The 18665-nt window shown below is 37.5% G+C and carries 18 protein-coding genes and 1 pseudogene; 14 read left to right on the top strand and 5 right to left on the bottom strand.

The window, feature by feature from the left end:
• Positions 1-41: 41 nt before the first annotated feature.
• Positions 42-1664: an ATP-binding cassette domain-containing protein gene (locus tag O3636_RS07175; protein WP_000958774.1), complete on the bottom strand. Its 1623-nt coding sequence runs from the start codon at positions 1662-1664 to the stop codon at positions 42-44.
• 205 nt (positions 1665-1869) lie between these two features.
• Here O3636_RS07175 and trpS point away from each other — a divergent pair, with 205 nt between their 5' ends.
• Both trpS and guaB read left to right on the top strand, forming a co-directional pair.
• On the top strand, positions 1870-2895 hold the full coding sequence (gene trpS, locus O3636_RS07170) for a tryptophan--tRNA ligase (protein WP_000165448.1): 1026 nt from the start codon (positions 1870-1872) through the stop codon (positions 2893-2895).
• A 151-nt stretch (positions 2896-3046) separates the two neighbouring features.
• Positions 3047-4525 (top strand): IMP dehydrogenase, encoded by a 1479-nt coding sequence (guaB, locus tag O3636_RS07165; RefSeq protein ID WP_000073420.1) that lies wholly within the window; start codon positions 3047-3049, stop codon positions 4523-4525.
• Positions 4526-4576: 51 nt separating this feature from the next.
• Here guaB and recF read toward each other — a convergent pair whose 3' ends face one another.
• Together recF and yaaA are read right to left on the bottom strand one after the other, a co-directional pair.
• Positions 4577-5674: a DNA replication/repair protein RecF gene (recF, locus tag O3636_RS07160; RefSeq protein ID WP_069288777.1), complete on the bottom strand. Its 1098-nt coding sequence runs from the start codon at positions 5672-5674 to the stop codon at positions 4577-4579.
• 2 nt (positions 5675-5676) lie between these two features.
• Positions 5677-6045 (bottom strand): S4 domain-containing protein YaaA, encoded by a 369-nt coding sequence (gene yaaA, locus O3636_RS07155; RefSeq protein ID WP_069288776.1) that lies wholly within the window; start codon positions 6043-6045, stop codon positions 5677-5679.
• Positions 6046-6203: 158 nt separating this feature from the next.
• Between yaaA and yfmF the strand changes: the two genes are divergently transcribed.
• The 12 genes from yfmF (at position 6204) to tsf (ending at position 17382) form a co-directional block, all read left to right on the top strand.
• Complete coding sequence (gene yfmF, locus O3636_RS07150; protein ID WP_261013430.1) at positions 6204-7454, top strand: EF-P 5-aminopentanol modification-associated protein YfmF; 1251 nt, start codon at positions 6204-6206, stop codon at positions 7452-7454.
• Entirely contained in the window at positions 7451-8734 is a 1284-nt protein-coding gene (gene yfmH, locus O3636_RS07145; RefSeq protein ID WP_371642378.1) for an EF-P 5-aminopentanol modification-associated protein YfmH, read from the top strand. The genes yfmF and yfmH overlap by 4 nt, the downstream gene beginning before the upstream one ends.
• A 41-nt stretch (positions 8735-8775) precedes the next feature.
• On the top strand, positions 8776-9618 hold the full coding sequence (gene rodZ / locus O3636_RS07140) for a cytoskeleton protein RodZ (RefSeq protein ID WP_173253033.1): 843 nt from the start codon (positions 8776-8778) through the stop codon (positions 9616-9618).
• 10 nt (positions 9619-9628) lie between these two features.
• On the top strand, positions 9629-10174 hold the full coding sequence (gene pgsA, locus O3636_RS07135) for a CDP-diacylglycerol--glycerol-3-phosphate 3-phosphatidyltransferase (protein WP_061654441.1): 546 nt from the start codon (positions 9629-9631) through the stop codon (positions 10172-10174).
• Positions 10171-10998, top strand: coding sequence for an energy-coupling factor ABC transporter ATP-binding protein (locus O3636_RS07130; protein WP_371642376.1), 828 nt, complete (start codon positions 10171-10173; stop codon positions 10996-10998). The genes pgsA and O3636_RS07130 overlap by 4 nt, the downstream gene beginning before the upstream one ends.
• Positions 10983-11822, top strand: coding sequence for an energy-coupling factor transporter ATPase (locus O3636_RS07125; RefSeq protein ID WP_033678779.1), 840 nt, complete (start codon positions 10983-10985; stop codon positions 11820-11822). Before O3636_RS07130 ends, O3636_RS07125 begins: the two co-directional genes overlap by 16 nt.
• Positions 11815-12609 carry an energy-coupling factor transporter transmembrane protein EcfT gene (locus O3636_RS07120; protein WP_050242842.1) on the top strand — a complete coding sequence of 265 codons (795 nt, stop codon included), beginning with the start codon at positions 11815-11817 and terminating at the stop codon, positions 12607-12609. Before O3636_RS07125 ends, O3636_RS07120 begins: the two co-directional genes overlap by 8 nt.
• Before the next feature lie 58 nt (positions 12610-12667).
• Entirely contained in the window at positions 12668-13486 is an 819-nt protein-coding gene (mreC, locus tag O3636_RS07115; RefSeq protein WP_033678775.1) for a rod shape-determining protein MreC, read from the top strand.
• Positions 13486-13980, top strand: coding sequence for a rod shape-determining protein MreD (gene mreD / locus O3636_RS07110; RefSeq protein WP_077805503.1), 495 nt, complete (start codon positions 13486-13488; stop codon positions 13978-13980). The genes mreC and mreD overlap by 1 nt, the downstream gene beginning before the upstream one ends.
• Before the next feature lie 93 nt (positions 13981-14073).
• On the top strand, positions 14074-15261 hold the full coding sequence (pcsB, locus tag O3636_RS07105; RefSeq protein WP_000727020.1) for a peptidoglycan hydrolase PcsB: 1188 nt from the start codon (positions 14074-14076) through the stop codon (positions 15259-15261).
• A 222-nt stretch (positions 15262-15483) separates the two neighbouring features.
• Positions 15484-16263: a 30S ribosomal protein S2 gene (rpsB, locus tag O3636_RS07100; protein ID WP_000268459.1), complete on the top strand. Its 780-nt coding sequence runs from the start codon at positions 15484-15486 to the stop codon at positions 16261-16263.
• A 78-nt stretch (positions 16264-16341) separates the two neighbouring features.
• Positions 16342-17382 carry a translation elongation factor Ts gene (tsf, locus tag O3636_RS07095; protein WP_064276829.1) on the top strand — a complete coding sequence of 347 codons (1041 nt, stop codon included), beginning with the start codon at positions 16342-16344 and terminating at the stop codon, positions 17380-17382.
• Positions 17383-17502: 120 nt separating this feature from the next.
• Here the strand turns inward: tsf and cysK are convergent, their stop codons facing one another.
• Together cysK and O3636_RS07085 are read right to left on the bottom strand one after the other, a co-directional pair.
• A complete protein-coding gene (gene cysK / locus O3636_RS07090; protein WP_371642373.1) occupies positions 17503-18429 on the bottom strand; it encodes a cysteine synthase A in 927 nt (308 codons plus the stop codon).
• Positions 18430-18525: 96 nt separating this feature from the next.
• A pseudogene (locus O3636_RS07085) lies at positions 18526-18621 on the bottom strand (PH domain-containing protein); the annotation flags it as partial.
• Between the last annotated feature and the right edge of the window lie 44 nt (positions 18622-18665).

Raw genomic sequence — 18665 nt, 5'->3', positions numbered from 1 at the left:
AAAACTCAGCTGGTTAACCCAACTGAGTTTTGAAGTTTTATTTAGTCTTTCCAAAGTTCTTTAACTTTTGCTTGTACTTCTGCATTTTCTAGGAATTCATCATAGGTTTCATCAATACGGTCAATGACGCCATTTTTAGACAAGACAATGATATGGTTAGCTAGAGTTTGAATAAACTCGTGGTCATGGCTGGCAAAGATGATTGATTCTTTAAAGTTTTTCAATCCATCGTTCAAGCTTGAGATAGATTCTAAGTCCAAGTGATTGGTTGGATCATCGAGGACAAGGACATTTGATTTTAATAGCATGAGTTTTGAAAGCATGACACGAACTTTTTCTCCCCCTGACAAGACGTTGACAGGTTTGTTAACCTCATCTCCAGAGAAGAGCATACGGCCAAGGAAACCGCGTAGGAAAGTATTGTCATCTTCTTCTTTACTTGCGAATTGACGCAACCAGTCAAGGATTGACTCTCCTCCTGCAAAATCTGCCGAGTTATCTTTTGGCAAGTAAGAACGGCTAGTAGTTACTCCCCACTTGACAGTTCCTTCATAATCAATGTCTCCCATGATTGCACGAATTAATGCAGTCGTTTGGATGTCATTTTGTCCAATAAGCGCTGTCTTATCACCTGGACGCAAGATAAAGCTGATATTATCTAAAATAGTCTCACCATCAATCTTTACAGTTAGATTTTCTACTGTCAAGAGATCATTACCGATTTCACGCTCTGCTTTAAAGTTGATAAATGGATATTTACGACTAGATGGTACAATTTCTTCAAGTTCAATCTTATCAAGCATTTTCTTACGTGATGTTGCTTGTCTTGATTTAGAAGCATTAGCAGAGAAACGAGCTACGAATTCTTGCAATTGCTTAATTTTTTCTTCTGCTTTAGCATTACGGTCTGCTAGCAATTTAGCAGCGAGCTCAGAAGATTCCTTCCAGAAGTCGTAGTTTCCGACATAGAGTTTGATTTTTCCAAAGTCAAGGTCGGCCATGTGAGTACATACTTTGTTTAAGAAGTGACGGTCGTGGGATACTACGATAACGGTGTTATCAAAGTCAATCAAGAAGTCTTCTAACCAAGTAATAGATTGGATGTCTAAACCGTTGGTAGGCTCGTCCAAGAGAAGAACATCTGGTTTACCAAAAAGTGCTTTGGCGAGGAGAACTTTTACTTTTTCACCGTTGGCCAATTCGCTCATGTTTTGATAGTGCAATTCTTCTGGAATGTTTAGGTTTTGAAGTAGTTGAGAGGCTTCGCTTTCTGCTTCCCAGCCTCCAAGCTCGGCAAACTCTCCTTCGAGTTCGGCAGCACGCACTCCATCCTCATCTGAGAAATCTTCCTTCATGTAGATAGCATCTTTCTCTTTCATGATGCTATAAAGTTTTTCATTTCCCATGATAACGACATCAATGGCACGTTCATCTTCATAGTCAAAGTGATTTTGACGAAGAACGGAGAGACGTTCATCTGGACCAAGAGAGATGTGACCAGTAGTAGGTTCGATATCTCCGGCTAAAATTTTTAAAAAGGTTGATTTTCCGGCACCATTAGCACCGATTAATCCGTAAGTATTTCCTTCTGTAAATTTGATATTGACATCATCAAAAAGTTTGCGATCACTAAAACGTAGTGAAACATCAGATACTGTAAGCAATGTTTTTCTCCTATATGTGTAATATATTTATTCTACTAGAAAATACGGAAATATTCAAATTTTTATCTGTCAATTTTGTGTAAATTACATTTACAGCATACTTTACACAAATCCGTAAATAGCAAGATTGATTTATTTTAATAAATTGCAGTTATTTCATTAAAAAAATGCTATAATTGAAGGGACCATATCGAAGGAGAATAAAATGACTAAACCCATTATTTTAACAGGAGACCGTCCAACAGGAAAATTGCATATTGGACATTATGTTGGAAGTCTCAAAAATCGAGTATTATTACAGGAAGAGGATAAGTATGATATGTTTGTGTTCTTGGCTGACCAACAAGCCTTGACAGATCATGCCAAAGATCCTCAAACCATTGTAGAGTCTATCGGAAATGTGGCTTTGGATTATCTTGCAGTTGGATTGGATCCAAGTAAGTCAACTATCTTTATTCAAAGCCAAATTCCAGAATTAGCTGAGTTGTCTATTTATTATATGAATTTGGTGTCATTAGCACGTTTGGAGCGTAATCCAACTGTCAAGACAGAAATTGCTCAGAAAGGATTTGGAGAAAGCATTCCGACAGGATTCTTGGTCTATCCAATAGCTCAAGCAGCTGACATCACAGCTTTCAAGGCCAATTATGTTCCTGTTGGGACAGATCAGAAACCAATGATTGAGCAAACTCGTGAGATTGTTCGTTCTTTTAACAATGCATATAATTGTGATGTCTTGGTGGAACCGGAAGGTATTTATCCAGAAAATGAGAGAGCAGGGCGTTTACCTGGTTTAGATGGAAATGCTAAAATGTCTAAATCACTCAATAACGGTATTTATTTAGCTGATGATGCGGATACTTTGCGTAAAAAAGTGATGAGTATGTATACAGATTCAGATCATATCCGCGTTGAGGATCCAGGTAAAATTGAAGGAAATATGGTTTTCCATTATCTAGATGTTTTTGGTCGTCCAGAAGATACTCAAGAAATTGCAGACATGAAAGAACATTATCAACGAGGTGGTCTTGGTGATGTGAAGACCAAGCGTTATCTACTTGAAATATTAGAACGTGAACTTGGTCCTATTCGTGAGCGCCGTATTGAATTTGCTAAGGATATGGGAGAAGTTTATAATATGCTTCAAAAAGGTAGTGAAAGAGCGCGTGAAGTTGCAGGTCAAACCCTATCTGAGGTTAAAGGAGCAATGGGACTTCATTACTTTAACTAAGTTTATTTTACAAGAAACTATCATTTCTATCTCGAAGAAAAGATAGTTTTTTATTTACCCCTGTAACATTTGACAAATTTTTATAGAATGGTATGATAGATACAATATAAAAAGAGTCAAGCTCAAAAAGAAAGAAAAGAGGAAACTTCGAATGTCTAATTGGGACACTAAATTTTTGAAAAAAGGTTTTACCTTTGATGATGTATTGCTTATTCCAGCTGAAAGTCATGTGTTGCCTAACGATGCAGATTTAACAACTAAATTGGCAGATAATCTGACTTTAAATATCCCAATTATTACCGCTGCCATGGACACAGTTACAGAGAGTCAAATGGCCATTGCTATTGCTCGTGCAGGCGGTCTCGGAGTTATCCATAAAAACATGTCAATTGCTCAACAAGCAGACGAGGTTCGTAAGGTAAAACGTTCTGAAAATGGAGTTATTATTGATCCGTTCTTTTTGACACCTGAACATACAATTGCTGAAGCAGATGAGCTTATGGGTCGTTACCGCATTAGTGGTGTTCCAGTTGTTGAAACACTTGAAAATCGTAAATTGGTTGGTATTTTGACAAACCGAGATCTTCGTTTTATTTCAGACTATAACCAACCAATCTCAAACCATATGACTAGTGAAAATCTTGTTACTGCTCCTGTGGGTACAGATCTTGCAACAGCTGAGAGTATTCTTCAAGAACACCGTATTGAAAAACTTCCGTTGGTAGATGAAGAAGGCCGTCTTTCTGGTTTGATTACTATCAAAGATATTGAAAAAGTTATTGAGTTCCCAAATGCTGCTAAAGATGAGTTTGGTCGTCTTCTAGTTGCAGGTGCAGTAGGTGTTACTTCAGATACTTTTGAACGTGCAGAAGCTCTTTTTGAGGCAGGAGCGGATGCGATTGTTATTGATACTGCGCATGGTCATTCTGCAGGTGTCTTGCGTAAAATTGCTGAGATTCGTTCTCATTTCCCAGATCGTACTTTGATTGCTGGAAATATTGCTACTGCTGAAGGTGCACGTGCCCTTTATGAAGCAGGTGTAGACGTTGTCAAGGTTGGTATTGGGCCAGGTTCAATCTGTACAACTCGTGTGATTGCTGGTGTCGGTGTTCCGCAAGTAACAGCTATCTATGATGCTGCAGCTGTTGCGCGTGAATATGGTAAAACGATCATTGCTGACGGTGGAATCAAGTATTCTGGAGATATTGTAAAAGCCCTTGCTGCAGGTGGAAATGCAGTTATGCTTGGATCAATGTTTGCTGGAACTGATGAAGCTCCAGGCGAAACTGAAATCTTCCAAGGACGTAAGTTTAAGACTTACCGTGGTATGGGATCAATTGCTGCTATGAAGAAAGGTTCAAGCGATCGTTACTTCCAAGGTTCTGTCAATGAAGCAAACAAACTCGTTCCAGAAGGAATTGAAGGTCGTGTTGCTTATAAAGGTGCTGCAGCTGATATTGTCTTCCAAATGATTGGTGGTATTCGTTCTGGTATGGGTTACTGTGGTGCAGCTAACCTTAAAGAACTACACGATAATGCTCAATTTATTGAAATGTCTGGTGCTGGTTTGAAAGAGAGCCATCCTCATGATGTACAAATTACTAATGAGGCACCAAATTATTCTATGTAAAAAAACAATGAAAAGAACTCCAGTAAAAACAGGAGTTCTTTTACAATGTTGTCAATTTTCATTTACAGTAACTTTACCATCCTGAATAGTGAAGATACTTAGATTTTCTGGCAGATTTTGAAGATGATCTAAGCTTGTTGTTGTGATAAAGGTTTGGATTGAATGAGAAATCGTTTCTAATAATTTTAACTGTCTAGTGTTGTCAAGTTCACTCATGACATCGTCAAGCAGTAATATTGGAGATTCTGTAGTAATACTTTCCATTAACTCGATTTCTGCTAATTTTATAGAAAGGACGAGACTACGATGTTGGCCTTGACTTCCGAAACTAGCATCCATCCCATTTATATAAAAAGAAATGTCATCTCGATGAGGACCGACACCAGTATTCTTTTTAAATAAATCTCTGGCTCTACTTTTTTCTAAAGCAATTTTGAAAGATTCGGATAAGTCTTCTTTGTCAGTTATATTGACAGAAGATTGATAGGATATTGACAACTCTTCAATCTGATTAGAGAGTTCAAAATGTTTCTTACGACCAAAATATTCTAGTTTTTTTATGAAATCTAAGCGTTGATTCATTACACGACATCCATAATCAATTAGCTGATCATCTAAGACTGAAAGGAAGGTTTCATCTATTTTTTGAGCTGATTTTAGATAAGTGTTTCTTTGTTTTAGGATGTGGTTATAATTGGTTAAGTCTGATAGATAGATGGGCTTAATTTGTCCAAGCTCCATATCAATGAATTTTCGTCGAACTGAAGGTGCTCCTTTAATTAGTTGTAAATCTTCAGGAGCAAATAAGACAACATTCATGTGTCCGACATAATCTGAAAGTCGTGCCTGTTTTAAGTGATTAACTTTTGTTACACGGCCTTTTTGTGTTAGTTCAATTTCGAGAGGAATGGATCCCGTTTTTTTCTGAACAAGACCTGAAAGATGAAGTTGTTTCTCATCAAAATGAATGAGATTTTTATCTGTTCTAGTTCGATGACTACGTGTTAAGGCTAAAAAATAGATAGCCTCTAACATATTTGTTTTACCTTGTGCATTACGTCCTAAAAAGACATTTAATTTAGGATTAAAGTCTATTTTCGTCTCTTTGTAATTACGAAAAGTCTTGAGAGATAGGTTTTGTAGCCACATGATTATCTACCAGGGAATCGTGGAGCTTGTTTGCTTTTTGGTGATGAAGTAGGTTTAGAGTTGTCTTTTTTTACTCCCTTATTCATCTCTTTGACGAGTTTAGCGATTCGTTCTTTTTCAACTTTATCATCTTGGTGTTCATCCTGTTCTTCAGAAGTAGGTTGTGTCAACAAGATGTCAATATTCATGTCAGGGATGTCAACTTTATCACCAATACGAAGTTTTTTACCACGACGATTCTCTAATTCCCCATTAAAGTAAACAGAATGTTCAGAGAGAAATGATTTGATAGCTCCTCCGCTATGTGTAATTCCAAGTTCTTTGAGTAGTGCTTGGAGGGTAATAAATTCTTCAAATAATTTGTATTCCATAATTCACCTCAATCTTTGGTATTATACCATATTTTCCTAAAAATAGTGAGAGAAACAAGGAGTAATGTAAGCGATTTTTATTTCAAAAGTGTTACAGAGAACAAGAAAATTTCAGGTTTTCGTGATATAATAGAAGTCTGTATATAAGGAGGTAAATCATGGAGTTAGTGCATGGAATTTCAACACATTTTATCCAATCAAAGAAGTTTAAAACGAACAAAATCACCGTGCGTTTTACCGCTCCATTATCTCTTGATACGATTGCAGGTCGCATGTTGAGTGCGAGTATGCTAGAGACTGCTAATCAGATATACCCCACTTCTCAAGATTTGAGAAGACATTTGGCCAGTCTATACGGTACAGATATGTCAACCAATTGTTTCAGAAGAGGGCAAAGTCACATTGTAGAATTGACATTTACCTACGTTCGTGATGAGTTTTTGAGTAGGAAAAATGTGCTAACTTCTCAGGTTTTGGAACTAGTAAAAGAAACTCTTTTTTCCCCCGTAGTAGTTGATAATGGGTTTGATCCGGCCTTATTTGAAATTGAGAAAAAACAATTGCTAGCAAGTTTAGCAGCTGATATGGATGATTCTTTTTACTTTGCACATAAAGAATTGGATAAATTATTTTTTCATGATGAACGTCTTCAATTGGAATATAGTGATTTACGAAATCGTATTTTAGTTGAAACTCCACAAAGTTCTTATTCTTGTTTCCAAGAATTTTTGGCTAGTGATCGAATAGATTTCTTTTTCCTAGGTGATTTTAATGAGGTTGAAATTCAAAATGTATTAGAATCATTTGGCTTTAAAGGTCGAAAAGGAGATGTGAAGGTTCAGTATTGTCAACCTTATTCAAATGTCCTTCAGGAAGGTATGGTTCGGAAAAATGTGGGACAATCCATTTTGGAATTAGGTTATCATTGCCCTTCTGAATATGGTGATGGGCAACATTTACCCATGATTGTAATGAATGGTTTACTTGGTGGATTTGCTCATTCTAAATTATTTACAAATGTCCGTGAAAATGCTGGATTGGCTTATACTATTTCAAGTCAGCTTGATTTGTTTAGTGGATTCTTGAGGATGTATGCTGGCATTGATAGAGAAAATCGGAACCAGGCTCGTAAAATGATGAATAATCAACTGATCGATTTAAAAAAAGGATATTTTACAGAGCTTGAGCTAGAGCAGACCAAGGAAATGATTCGTCGGTCTTTGTTACTTTCTCAAGATAATCAATCTTCATTGATTGAACGTGCTTATCAAAATTCTTTACTTGGGAAATATTCAGCAGACTTTAAAACTTGGATTGAAAAGCTCGAGCAAGTTGACAAAGATGATATTTGTAGAGCAGCTAATAATGTGAAATTACAGGCGATTTACTTTATGGAAGGAATAGAATGACAAAGGTTGTTTTTGAAGAAAAATACTATCCAGCTGTAAAAGAAATGGTTTATCGAACTCGTTTATCAAATGGATTGACAGTTGCTCTTTTGCCTAAAAAAGAATTTAAAGAGGTTTACGGGAGTGTAACTATACAGTTTGGTTCGGTAGATACGCTTGTCACAGAAGTTGACGGAGATGTAAAAAGCTATCCTGCAGGAATTGCTCATTTTCTTGAACATAAATTGTTTGAGAGAAAAGATTCTAGCGATTTGCTGTCGGCTTTTACGAGTCTAGGTGCAGATAGTAATGCCTTTACAAGCTTTACAAAAACAAACTATCTTTTTTCAGCAACGGATCATTTTTTAGAAAATTTAGACTTACTTGATGAATTGGTAACATCAGCACACTTTACTGAAGATTCCATTTTAAGAGAGCAGGATATTATCCAGCAAGAACGAGAAATGTATCAAGATGATCCAGATTCGTGTTTATTCTTTTCAACTTTAGCGAATTTGTATCCTGGCACACCTTTAGCAACTGATATAGTTGGCAGTGAGGAGTCAATTTCCCAAATCCATCTAACTAATTTGCAAGAAAATTTTACAAGATTTTATAAATCTGTAAACATGTCTCTGTTTTTAGTTGGTAATTTTGATGTGGAGCGAGTACAGAACTACTTTGGAAGAAAAGAACTGAAAGATTTAGATGTTCAGGAACTAGCAAGAGAAAAATTTGTTTTACAGGCTGTGAAGTCAACAGACAGTATGAGAATGGAAGTATCTTCTCCCAAACTAGCGATTGGAGTTAGAGGTAAGCGAGAAGTTGCTGAGGCGGATTGCTATCGACATCATATTTTATTAAAATTATTGTTTGCAATGATGTTTGGTTGGACTTCGGATCGTTTTCAAAAATGTTATGAATCAGGTAAATTAGATGCTTCCCTATCTCTTGAAATTGAAGTAACAAGTCGCTTTCATTTTGTCATGTTGACAATGGATACGAAAGAGCCAGTTGCTTTGTCTCATCAATTCAGGAAGGCTATTCGTAATTTTACAAAGGATTTAGATATTACAGAGGAACATTTAGATATTATCAAAAGAGAGATGTTTGGCGAATTTTTCAGTAGCATGAACTCTCTTGAATTTATTGCAACGCAATATGATGCTTTTGAACATGGTGAGACAATTTTTGACTTACCAAAGATTTTACAGGAAATTACTTTAGAGGATGTCCTTGAAGCAGGACATCACTTAATAGATGAAGGGGATATAGTTGATTTTACAATATTCCCATCGTAGTAACCTATCATAATAGATACTAGAAAGAAGGGATGACAAGTATGAGGAAAAAAACAATTGGTGAGGTTTTACGATTAGCTAGAATCAATCAGGGATTGAGTTTAGATGAATTGCAGAAAAAGACAGAAATCCAGTTAGATATGTTGGAAGCAATGGAAGCAGACGATTTCGATCAACTTCCAAGTCCTTTTTACACGCGTTCTTTCTTGAAAAAATATGCATGGGCTGTTGAGTTAGATGATCAAATTGTTTTGGATGCTTATGATTCTGGGAGTATGATTACTTATGAGGAAGTAGATGTTGATGAAGATGAGTTGACAGGTCGTAGACGTTCAAGTAAGAAAAAGAAGAAAAAAACATCCTTTTTACCTTTATTTTATTTTATCCTTTTTGCTTTATCGATTTTAATTTTTGTGACCTATTATGTTTGGAACTATATTCAAACTCAACCAGAGGGGTCTTCTCTTTCTAATTACAGTGTGGTTCAATCAACAAGTTCAATAAGTTCAACTAGCTCTGTTCCCCACTCTTCAAGTAGTAGTTCATCTAGCAGTTCTTCTAGTGTAGAATCAACTATAAGTGTATCAGGTGAAGGAAATCATGTAGAAATCGCTTATAAGACAAGTAAAGAAACAGTTAAATTGCAATTGGCAGTTTCAGATGTTACAAGTTGGGTCAGCGTTTCAGAAAGCGAACTTGAGGGCGGTGTAACCCTATCGCCAGAGAAGAAAAGTGCAGAAGCAACAGTTGCAACTAAAAGTCCTGTAACCATTACATTAGGTGTTGTAAAAGGTGTTACTTTGACAGTAGATAATCAGACTGTTGATTTATCGAAGTTAACAGCGCAGACTGGACAAATCACTGTAACCTTTACTAAAAATTAAGGAAAAACGAATGAAAAAAGAACAAATTCCCAATCTCTTAACAATAGGTCGAATTCTCTTTATACCTATTTTTATCTTTATTTTAACGATAGGAAATTCGATAGAAAGTCATATAGTGGCAGCTATTATCTTTTCTATTGCCAGTATTACCGACTATTTAGATGGATATTTAGCACGTAAATGGAATGTGGTCAGTAATTTTGGTAAATTTGCAGATCCCATGGCGGATAAGTTACTAGTTATGTCGGCTTTTATTATGTTGATTGAGTTAGATATGGCTCCGGCTTGGATTGTTGCAGTGATTATCTGTCGAGAGTTGGCTGTGACAGGTTTAAGGCTTTTATTGGTTGAAACTGGTGGAAAAGTTTTAGCAGCAGCAATGCCTGGAAAAATTAAAACTTTCAGTCAGATGTTTGCCATTATTTTCTTGCTATTACATTGGACTTTGCTTGGTCAAGTTCTACTTTATGTAGCCTTGTTTTTCACTATCTACTCTGGCTATGATTATTTCAAGGGTAGTGCTTATGTATTTAAAGGGACATTTGGTTCGAAATGAAATCAATAATTGATGTAAAAAATCTTTCTTTTCGCTATAAGGAAAGTCAGGAATACTATGATGTGAAAGATATTACGTTTCACGTGAAACGTGGAGAATGGCTTTCGATTGTAGGGCACAATGGTAGTGGTAAATCAACGACGGTTCGATTAATTGATGGCTTACTTGAAGCAGAATCCGGAGAGATTGCAATTGATGGCCAACGGTTGACTGAGGGAAATGTTTGGAGTATACGTCGTCAAATCGGTATGGTTTTTCAAAATCCAGATAATCAATTCGTTGGAGCGACTGTTGAAGATGATGTTGCTTTTGGTTTGGAAAATCAGGGACTTTCTCGTCAAGAAATGAAAAAGAGAGTGGAGGAAGCTCTGGATTTGGTTGGCATGTTGGACTTTAAAAAGAGAGAGCCAGCGCGTCTATCAGGTGGCCAAAAGCAACGTGTAGCCATTGCAGGTGTTGTAGCCCTAAGACCAGCTATTTTAATCTTAGATGAAGCAACGAGTATGTTGGATCCTGAGGGGCGTAGAGAACTGATTGATACAGTAAAAGGAATTCGAAAAGACTATGATATGACCGTCATTTCCATTACACATGATTTGGAAGAAGTTGCCATGAGTGATCGTGTATTGGTCATGAAAAAAGGGTCAATTGAATCAACTAGTAGTCCAAGAGCTCTTTTCTCTCGAAATGATTTAGATCAAATTGGATTAGACAATCCTTTTGCCAATCAATTAAAACATTCTTTGAGCCAGAATGGCTATGATTTGCCTGAAAATTATTTGACAGAAAGTGAGCTAGAGGATAAGCTATGGGAATTGCTCTAGAAAATGTGAGTTTTACATATCAAGAAGGTACTCCCTTAGCTTCAACAGCTTTGACGGATGTTTCTTTGACGATTGAAGATGGTTCTTATACGGCTTTAATTGGGCATACAGGTAGTGGTAAATCAACTATTTTACAACTATTAAATGGTTTATTGGTGCCAAGTCAAGGGAGTGTGCGAGTTTTTGATACCTTAATCACCTCGACTTCTAAAAATAAAGATATTCGTCAAATTAGAAAACAGGTTGGCTTAGTATTTCAGTTTGCTGAAAATCAGATTTTTGAAGAAACGGTTTTGAAAGATGTTGCTTTTGGACCACAAAATTTTGGAGTTTCTGAAGAAGATGCTGTGAAGATTGCGCGTGAAAAACTGGCTCTGGTTGGAATTGATGAATCACTTTTTGATCGCAGTCCGTTTGAGCTATCAGGTGGACAAATGAGACGTGTGGCCATTGCAGGCATACTTGCCATGGAACCAGCCATATTAGTCTTAGATGAGCCCACAGCAGGCCTAGATCCCCTGGGAAGAAAAGAGCTGATGAATTTGTTCAAAAAACTCCACCAGTCAGGGATGACCATTATCTTGGTAACGCATTTGATGGATGACGTTGCTGAATATGCAAATCAAGTTTATGTGATGGAAAAGGGACGTTTAGTTAAGGGGGGTAAACCAAGTGATGTCTTTCAAGATGTTGTCTTTATGGAAGAAGTGCAGTTGGGAGTACCTAAAATTACGGCCTTTTGTAAACGATTGGCTGATAGAGGCGTGTCATTTAAACGATTACCGATTAAGATAGAGGAGTTCAAGGAGTCGCTAAATGGATAGTATGATTTTGGGGCGTTATATCCCAGGGGATTCGATAGTTCACCGATTGGATCCACGCAGCAAATTACTGGCTATGATGCTACTGATTTTAATCGTTTTTTGGGCTAATAATCCCTTGACGAATCTAATTCTTTTTATAGCGACAGGGATATTTATTGCCTTGTCCGGAGTATCTCTTTCATTTTTTATTCAGGGCTTGAAATCTATGTTTTTCTTGATTGCCTTCACAACTATTTTTCAACTGTTTTTCATTTCTAATGGGAATGTTTTATTTGAGTTTTCGTTTGTGAGAATTACGGATTATGCTTTGCAACAAGCTGGAATTATCTTTTGTCGCTTTGTATTAATTATTTTCTTTTCAACTTTGTTAACCTTAACGACCATGCCCTTAAGTTTGGCCTCAGCTGTCGAAGCTTTGTTAGCGCCTTTAAAGCGTGTGAAAGTTCCAGTTCATGAAATTGGATTGATGCTGTCCATGAGTCTACGTTTTGTTCCGACCTTGATGGATGATACGACGCGGATTATGAATGCGCAGAAAGCACGTGGAGTGGATTTTGGTGAAGGAAGCATCGTTCAAAAAGTAAAGGCGATGATTCCCATTTTGATTCCTCTTTTTGCGACAAGTTTAAAACGTGCAGATTCCTTGGCTATCGCCATGGAAGCGCGTGGTTATCAGGGTGGAAAAGGCAGAAGTCAATACAGACAATTGAAATGGACTCGAAAGGATACGCTGACCATTCTTGTTGTTCTCGTACTTGGTTGTTGTTTATTTTTCTTAAAATCTTAGTAGATTTCAGGAATCGATAAAAAGTTACTGTAACAGTTTTTGATATAAAGGTAGGGATATGAACCGTTTTAAAAAATCAAAATATGTCATTATTGTTTTTGTCACTGTTCTGCTTGTCTCAGCTCTCTTAGCGACGACTTATTCAAGTACAATTGTGACAAAATTAGGAGATGGGATCTCATTGGTTGATAGAGTTGTGCAAAAACCTTTTCAGTGGTTTGATTCTGTTAAATCAGATTTGGCACATTTGACACGAACATATAATGAAAATGAAAGTTTGAAGAAACAGATTTACCAATTAGAAGTTAAATCAAATGAGGCGGAAAGTTTAAAGACGGAAAATGAACAACTGCGGCAATTGCTTGGTATGAAGTCCAAGTTGCAAGCTACAAAGGCTTTGGCAGCAGATGTTATTATGCGTTCTCCGGTATCTTGGAAGCAGGAATTGACCTTAGATGTAGGTAAATCAAAAGGGGCTTCTGAGAACATGTTAGCTATTGCAAATGGTGGCTTGATTGGGAGTGTTTCAAAAGTAGAGGAGAACTCTACTATAGTCAACCTTCTGACAAATACGGAAAATGCTGATAAGATTTCTGTTAAAATTCAACACGGCACTACCACAATTTATGGAATTATTGTTGGCTACGACAAGGAAAATGAAGTTCTTAAAATTAGTCAATTAAATAGCAATAGCGATATTAGTACAGGTGATAAGGTGACAACGGGTGGATTAGGAAACTTTAACGTTGCGGATATTCCTGTTGGTGAAGTGGTTGCCACAACGCATAGTACAGACTATTTGACACGAGAAGTAACTGTTAAATTGAGTGCAGATACTCATAATGTGGATGTGATAGAATTAGTGGGGAATTCATGATGAGACAGTTGAAGCGGGTTGGAGTGTTTTTATTACTTCCTTTCTTTGTTCTAATTGACGCCCATATTAGCCAGCTTCTGGGCTCATTTTTCCCCCATGTACATTTGGCTAGTCATTTTCTTTTTCTATTTCTATTATTTGAGACGATAGAAGTATCAGAGTACCTCTACCTAGTCTATTGTTTTGTGATTGGCTTGGTTTACGATGTTTACTTTTTCCATCTAATAGGGATTGCAACTCTCTTATTTATCTTATTGGGAGCCTTTCTTCATAAATTGAATAGTGTTATTTTATTGAATCGTTGGACAAGAATCTTGGCAATTATTGTCATGACTTTTCTATTTGATATGGGAGCTTATCTCTTTGCATTAGCGGTAGGTTTAACTGTAGATAGTCTGCCGATTTTTATCGTTTATAGCCTAGTACCATCCATGATTTTAAATCTTGTGTGGATGCTTATTTTTCAGTTTATTTTTGAAAGATATTATCTATAAGAAAGAAACAAAAATGTAACAAAGGCGTAATATTCATTAGGCCTTTTTTTGGTATACTAGTATTGTCTTTAAAAGAAGGAGTATCTACGTAATATGAAGAAAAAAATCTTAGCGTCACTTTTATTAAGTACAGTAATGGTTTCTCAAGTAGCTGTTTTAACAACTGCGCATGCAGAAACGACTGATGACAAAATTGCTGCTCAAGATAATAAAATTAGTAACTTAACAGCACAACAACAAGAAGCCCAAAAACAAGTTGACCAAATTCAGGAGCAAGTATCAGCTATTCAAGCTGAGCAATCTAACTTGCAAGCTGAAAATGATAGATTACAAGCAGAATCCAAAAAACTTGAGAGTGAGATTACAGAACTTTCTAAAAACATTGTATCTCGCAATGATTCTTTGGAAAAACAAGCTCGTAGTGCTCAAACAAATGGAGCTGCAACTAGCTACATCAATACGATTGTAAACTCAAAATCAATTACAGAAGCTATTTCACGTGTAGCAGCAATGAATGAAATCGTATCTGCTAACAACAAAATGTTGGAACAACAAAAAGCAGATAAAAAAGCAATTTCTGAGAAGCAAGTGGCAAACAATGACGCAATTAATACAGTAATTGCAAATCAACAGAAATTGTCTGATGATGCGCAAGCTTTAACAACGAAACAAGCTGAGTTGAAGGCTGCAGAATTAAATCTTGCTGCTGAAAAAGCTACAGCAGAAGATGAAAAAGCAAGTTTGCTAGAGAAAAAAGCAGAAGCAGAAGTAGCAGCAAAAGCAGCAGCAGAGGCAGAAGCAGCTTACAAGGCAAAACAAGTAAGTCAACAACAAACAGTTGTTGCTTCTGGAAATACGACTTTTGCAGCACAGGTTCAAGCTGTAGCTTCTTCGGAATCAGCAACATATACTCCTGTGGCAGTCAAACAACGCCCAACATACAGTACAAATGCTTCAAGCTATCCAATTGGAGAATGTACATGGGGAGTTAAAACATTAGCACCTTGGGCTGGAGACTATTGGGGTAATGGAGCGCAGTGGGCTACAAGTGCAGCTGCTGCAGGATTCCGTACAGGTTCAACACCTCAAGTTGGTGCGATTGCATGTTGGAATGATGGTGGCTATGGACACGTAGCGGTAGTCACTGCTGTAGAATCAACAACACGTATCCAAGTTTCAGAATCAAATTATGCTGGTAATCGCACGCTTGGAAATCATCGTGGGTGGTTCAATCCGACAACTACGTCTTCAGGTTTTGTAACATATATTTATGCAGACTAATTACAGAGGGACTCGAATAGAGCCCTCTTTTCAGGTTATACCGTGACAATCCCTATTAAAAATTATATCAAAATAGCTTGAAAATATTGGAAAAGTATGGTAAAATGAAAATTGTCGTGTGAACGATAATACTCATTCTTGATGAATTGTGAAGCAGTTGCCCTTGGGTCGTTTTGCGAGTTGAAGTCAAGAAGAGGAAAAAAACAAAAAGGAGAAATACTCATGGCAGTAATTTCAATGAAACAACTTCTTGAGGCTGGTGTACACTTTGGTCACCAAACTCGTCGCTGGAACCCTAAGATGGCTAAGTACATCTTTACTGAGCGTAACGGAATCCACGTTATCGACTTACAACAAACAGTAAAATACGCTGACCAAGCATACGACTTCATGCGTGATGCAGCAGCTAACGATGCAGTTGTATTGTTCGTTGGTACTAAGAAGCAAGCGGCTGATGCAGTTGCTGAAGAAGCAGTACGTTCAGGTCAATACTTTATTAACCACCGTTGGTTGGGTGGAACTCTTACAAACTGGGGAACAATCCAAAAACGTATCGCTCGTTTGAAAGAAATCAAACGTATGGAAGAAGATGGAACTTTCGAAGTTCTTCCTAAGAAAGAAGTTGCACTTCTTAATAAACAACGTGCACGTCTTGAAAAATTCTTGGGTGGTATCGAAGATATGCCTCGTATCCCAGATGTAATGTATGTAGTTGACCCACATAAAGAGCAAATCGCTGTTAAAGAAGCTAAGAAATTGGGAATCCCAGTTGTAGCGATGGTTGACACAAACACTGATCCAGATGATATCGATGTAATCATCCCAGCTAACGATGATGCTATCCGCGCTGTTAAATTGATCACAGCTAAATTGGCTGACGCTATCATTGAAGGACGTCAAGGTGAAGATGCAGCAGCAGTTGAAGCAGAATTTGCAGCTTCAGAAGCTCAAGCAGATTCAATCGAAGAAATCGTTGAAGTTGTAGAAGGCGACAACGCTTAATTCATATAAATAGTAATTACCTAGGAGGGCGGGGCTTAGCCCGGCTCTCCTATTTTTAAAAAATATAGGAGAATCAAAATGGCAGAAATTACAGCTAAACTTGTAAAAGAGTTACGTGAAAAATCTGGTGCCGGAGTTATGGACGCTAAAAAAGCGCTTGTAGAAACAGACGGTGACATCGAAAAAGCGATTGAATTGCTTCGTGAAAAAGGTATGGCTAAGGCAGCTAAGAAGGCTGACCGTGTTGCTGCAGAAGGTTTGACTGGTGTTTACGTTAACGGTAATGTTGCAGCAGTTATTGAAGTAAATGCTGAAACTGACTTCGTTGCGAAAAACGCTCAATTCGTTGAATTGGTAAATACTACAGCTAAAGTTATTGCTGAAGGAAAACCTGCTAACAATGAAGAAGCTCTTGCTTTGACAATGCCTTCAGGTGAAACTCTTGAAGCAGCTTATGTGTCTGCAACAGCGACTATCGGAGAAAAAATCTCATTCCGTCGCTTTGCTTTGATTGAAAAAACAGATGCACAACACTTCGGAGCATACCAACACAACGGTGGACGTATCGGTGTTATCTCTGTAATCGAAGGTGGAGACGAAGCACTTGCTAAACAAATTTCAATGCACATCGCTGCTATGAAACCAACAGTTCTTTCTTACAAAGAATTGGATGAACAATTCGTTAAAGATGAGTTGGCACAATTGAACCACGTAATCGACCAAGACAACGAAAGCCGTGCAATGGTTAACAAACCAGCTCTTCCACACTTGAAGTATGGATCAAAAGCACAATTGACTGATGAAGTAATCGCTCAAGCTGAAGCTGATATCAAAGCTGAGTTAGCTGCAGAAGGAAAACCAGAAAAAATCTGGGACAAAATCATCCCAGGTAAAATGGATCGCTTCATGCTTGATAACACTAAAGTTGACCAAGCTTACACACTTCTTGCACAAGTATACATCATGGATGACAGCAAGACAGTTGAAGCATACCTTGAATCAGTTAACGCCTCAGTAGTTGAGTTCGCTCGCTTTGAAGTTGGTGAAGGTATCGAAAAAGCTGCAAACGACTTCGAAGCTGAAGTTGCAGCTACAATGGCAGCAGCCTTGAATAACTAATAATAAAAAGGAAGCCAAATTGCTTCCTTTTTCTATGCAGTCGATCTTTATAGGGAGATGTTCCTATTTTTAAGCTATAAATAAAAAGCCCTATAATAAGGGCTAAGTGTATTTAGGAGATTACACTTCAAATTCATAGAGTGCTGTAGACAAATAACGTTCGCCGTTATCTGGTGCTAGAGCAAGGACTTTCTCACCTGTACCTAATTTTTTGGCAATCTCGATGGCTCCGTAGATAGCTGCAGCTGAAGAAATCCCTACAAGGAAACCTTCTTTTCCACCAATTTCACGGCCTAGTGCTAGAGCATCGTCTGACGTTACACGAACGATACCATCATAAGCCTTTGTATCAAGTGTATCAGGAATAAATCCAGCTGATATACCTTGAATTTTGTGAGGACCAGGTTTTTCACCAGATAGAATAGCAGATTCATCAGCTTCCACTGCATAAACTTGAATGTTTGAATTTGCTGTTTTGAGTGCATGAGAAACACCAGAAATTGTTCCACCGGTACCCACTCCAGCAACAAAGGCATCTAGTCCATCTTTACCGAAAGCAGCTAGTATTTCAGCTCCTGTTGTTCTTTCGTGTACTTCTGGATTTGCTGGGTTGTCAAATTGAAGAGGAAGGAAACCATCACGTTCAGCAGCGATTTCTTGAGCCTTAGCAATAGCACCTTTCATTCCTTCGCTACCAGGAGTAAGGACGAGTTCAGCACCATAGGCTTGGATAATCTTACGTCGTTCCACACTCATAGTTTCAGGCATAACGATAACAACTTTATACCCTTTAGCAGCCCCTACCCATGAAAGTCCAATACCAGTGTTTCCACTTGTTGCTTCAACAATAGTAGAACCAGGTTTCAGAATACCGTCTTGTTCAGCTTTTTCAATCATGCTAAGAGCAATACGGTCTTTTACAGAAGAACCAGGGTTAAATGCTTCAAGTTTTACATAGACATCTGCAGCCCCTTCTGGCACAATGTTGTTGAGTTTAACAATCGGAGTTTGACCGATTAGTTCAGTAATGTTGTTATAAATAGACATATGAATACCTCTTTGTATAAGATATCTCTAGTATAACGCTATCTATACCATTTGTAAAATATAGAAATCCTATCGAAGTGATAGGATTTTTTTATATCACAGGTCTAAGCCATTAATTTTTAAGCGATTGTGATAGGCTAATTCTAGTAAATAGGTGTAAAGGAGAACGCTATCCGTTTTCTTTTTGAATTGCTTCATTTTCTAGTAGGTCTTGGCAAGCATCTTTTTATGTTGCT

This window comes from Streptococcus sp. 27098_8_76, from assembly GCF_041432315.1.
Classification (GTDB): domain Bacteria; phylum Bacillota; class Bacilli; order Lactobacillales; family Streptococcaceae; genus Streptococcus.
Note: the sequence above shows the minus strand (reverse complement) of the source record. Positions and strands in the feature narration are given on the sequence as shown.

What these genes read in the sequence shown, in the direction of transcription:
- trpS (WP_000165448.1), top strand. Translation starts at nt 1,870, where the DNA reads ATGACTAAACCCATTATTTTAACAGGAGACCGTCCAACAGGAAAATTG.
- guaB (WP_000073420.1), top strand. Translation starts at nt 3,047, where the DNA reads ATGTCTAATTGGGACACTAAATTTTTGAAAAAAGGTTTTACCTTTGAT.
- recF (WP_069288777.1), bottom strand. Translation starts at nt 5,674, where the DNA reads ATGTGGCTACAAAACCTATCTCTCAAGACTTTTCGTAATTACAAAGAG.
- yaaA (WP_069288776.1), bottom strand. Translation starts at nt 6,045, where the DNA reads ATGGAATACAAATTATTTGAAGAATTTATTACCCTCCAAGCACTACTC.
- yfmF (WP_261013430.1), top strand. Translation starts at nt 6,204, where the DNA reads ATGGAGTTAGTGCATGGAATTTCAACACATTTTATCCAATCAAAGAAG.
- yfmH (WP_371642378.1), top strand. Translation starts at nt 7,451, where the DNA reads ATGACAAAGGTTGTTTTTGAAGAAAAATACTATCCAGCTGTAAAAGAA.
- rodZ (WP_173253033.1), top strand. Translation starts at nt 8,776, where the DNA reads ATGAGGAAAAAAACAATTGGTGAGGTTTTACGATTAGCTAGAATCAAT.
- pgsA (WP_061654441.1), top strand. Translation starts at nt 9,629, where the DNA reads ATGAAAAAAGAACAAATTCCCAATCTCTTAACAATAGGTCGAATTCTC.
- O3636_RS07130 (WP_371642376.1), top strand. Translation starts at nt 10,171, where the DNA reads ATGAAATCAATAATTGATGTAAAAAATCTTTCTTTTCGCTATAAGGAA.
- O3636_RS07125 (WP_033678779.1), top strand. Translation starts at nt 10,983, where the DNA reads ATGGGAATTGCTCTAGAAAATGTGAGTTTTACATATCAAGAAGGTACT.
- O3636_RS07120 (WP_050242842.1), top strand. Translation starts at nt 11,815, where the DNA reads ATGGATAGTATGATTTTGGGGCGTTATATCCCAGGGGATTCGATAGTT.
- mreC (WP_033678775.1), top strand. Translation starts at nt 12,668, where the DNA reads ATGAACCGTTTTAAAAAATCAAAATATGTCATTATTGTTTTTGTCACT.
- mreD (WP_077805503.1), top strand. Translation starts at nt 13,486, where the DNA reads ATGAGACAGTTGAAGCGGGTTGGAGTGTTTTTATTACTTCCTTTCTTT.
- pcsB (WP_000727020.1), top strand. Translation starts at nt 14,074, where the DNA reads ATGAAGAAAAAAATCTTAGCGTCACTTTTATTAAGTACAGTAATGGTT.
- rpsB (WP_000268459.1), top strand. Translation starts at nt 15,484, where the DNA reads ATGGCAGTAATTTCAATGAAACAACTTCTTGAGGCTGGTGTACACTTT.
- tsf (WP_064276829.1), top strand. Translation starts at nt 16,342, where the DNA reads ATGGCAGAAATTACAGCTAAACTTGTAAAAGAGTTACGTGAAAAATCT.
- cysK (WP_371642373.1), bottom strand. Translation starts at nt 18,429, where the DNA reads ATGTCTATTTATAACAACATTACTGAACTAATCGGTCAAACTCCGATT.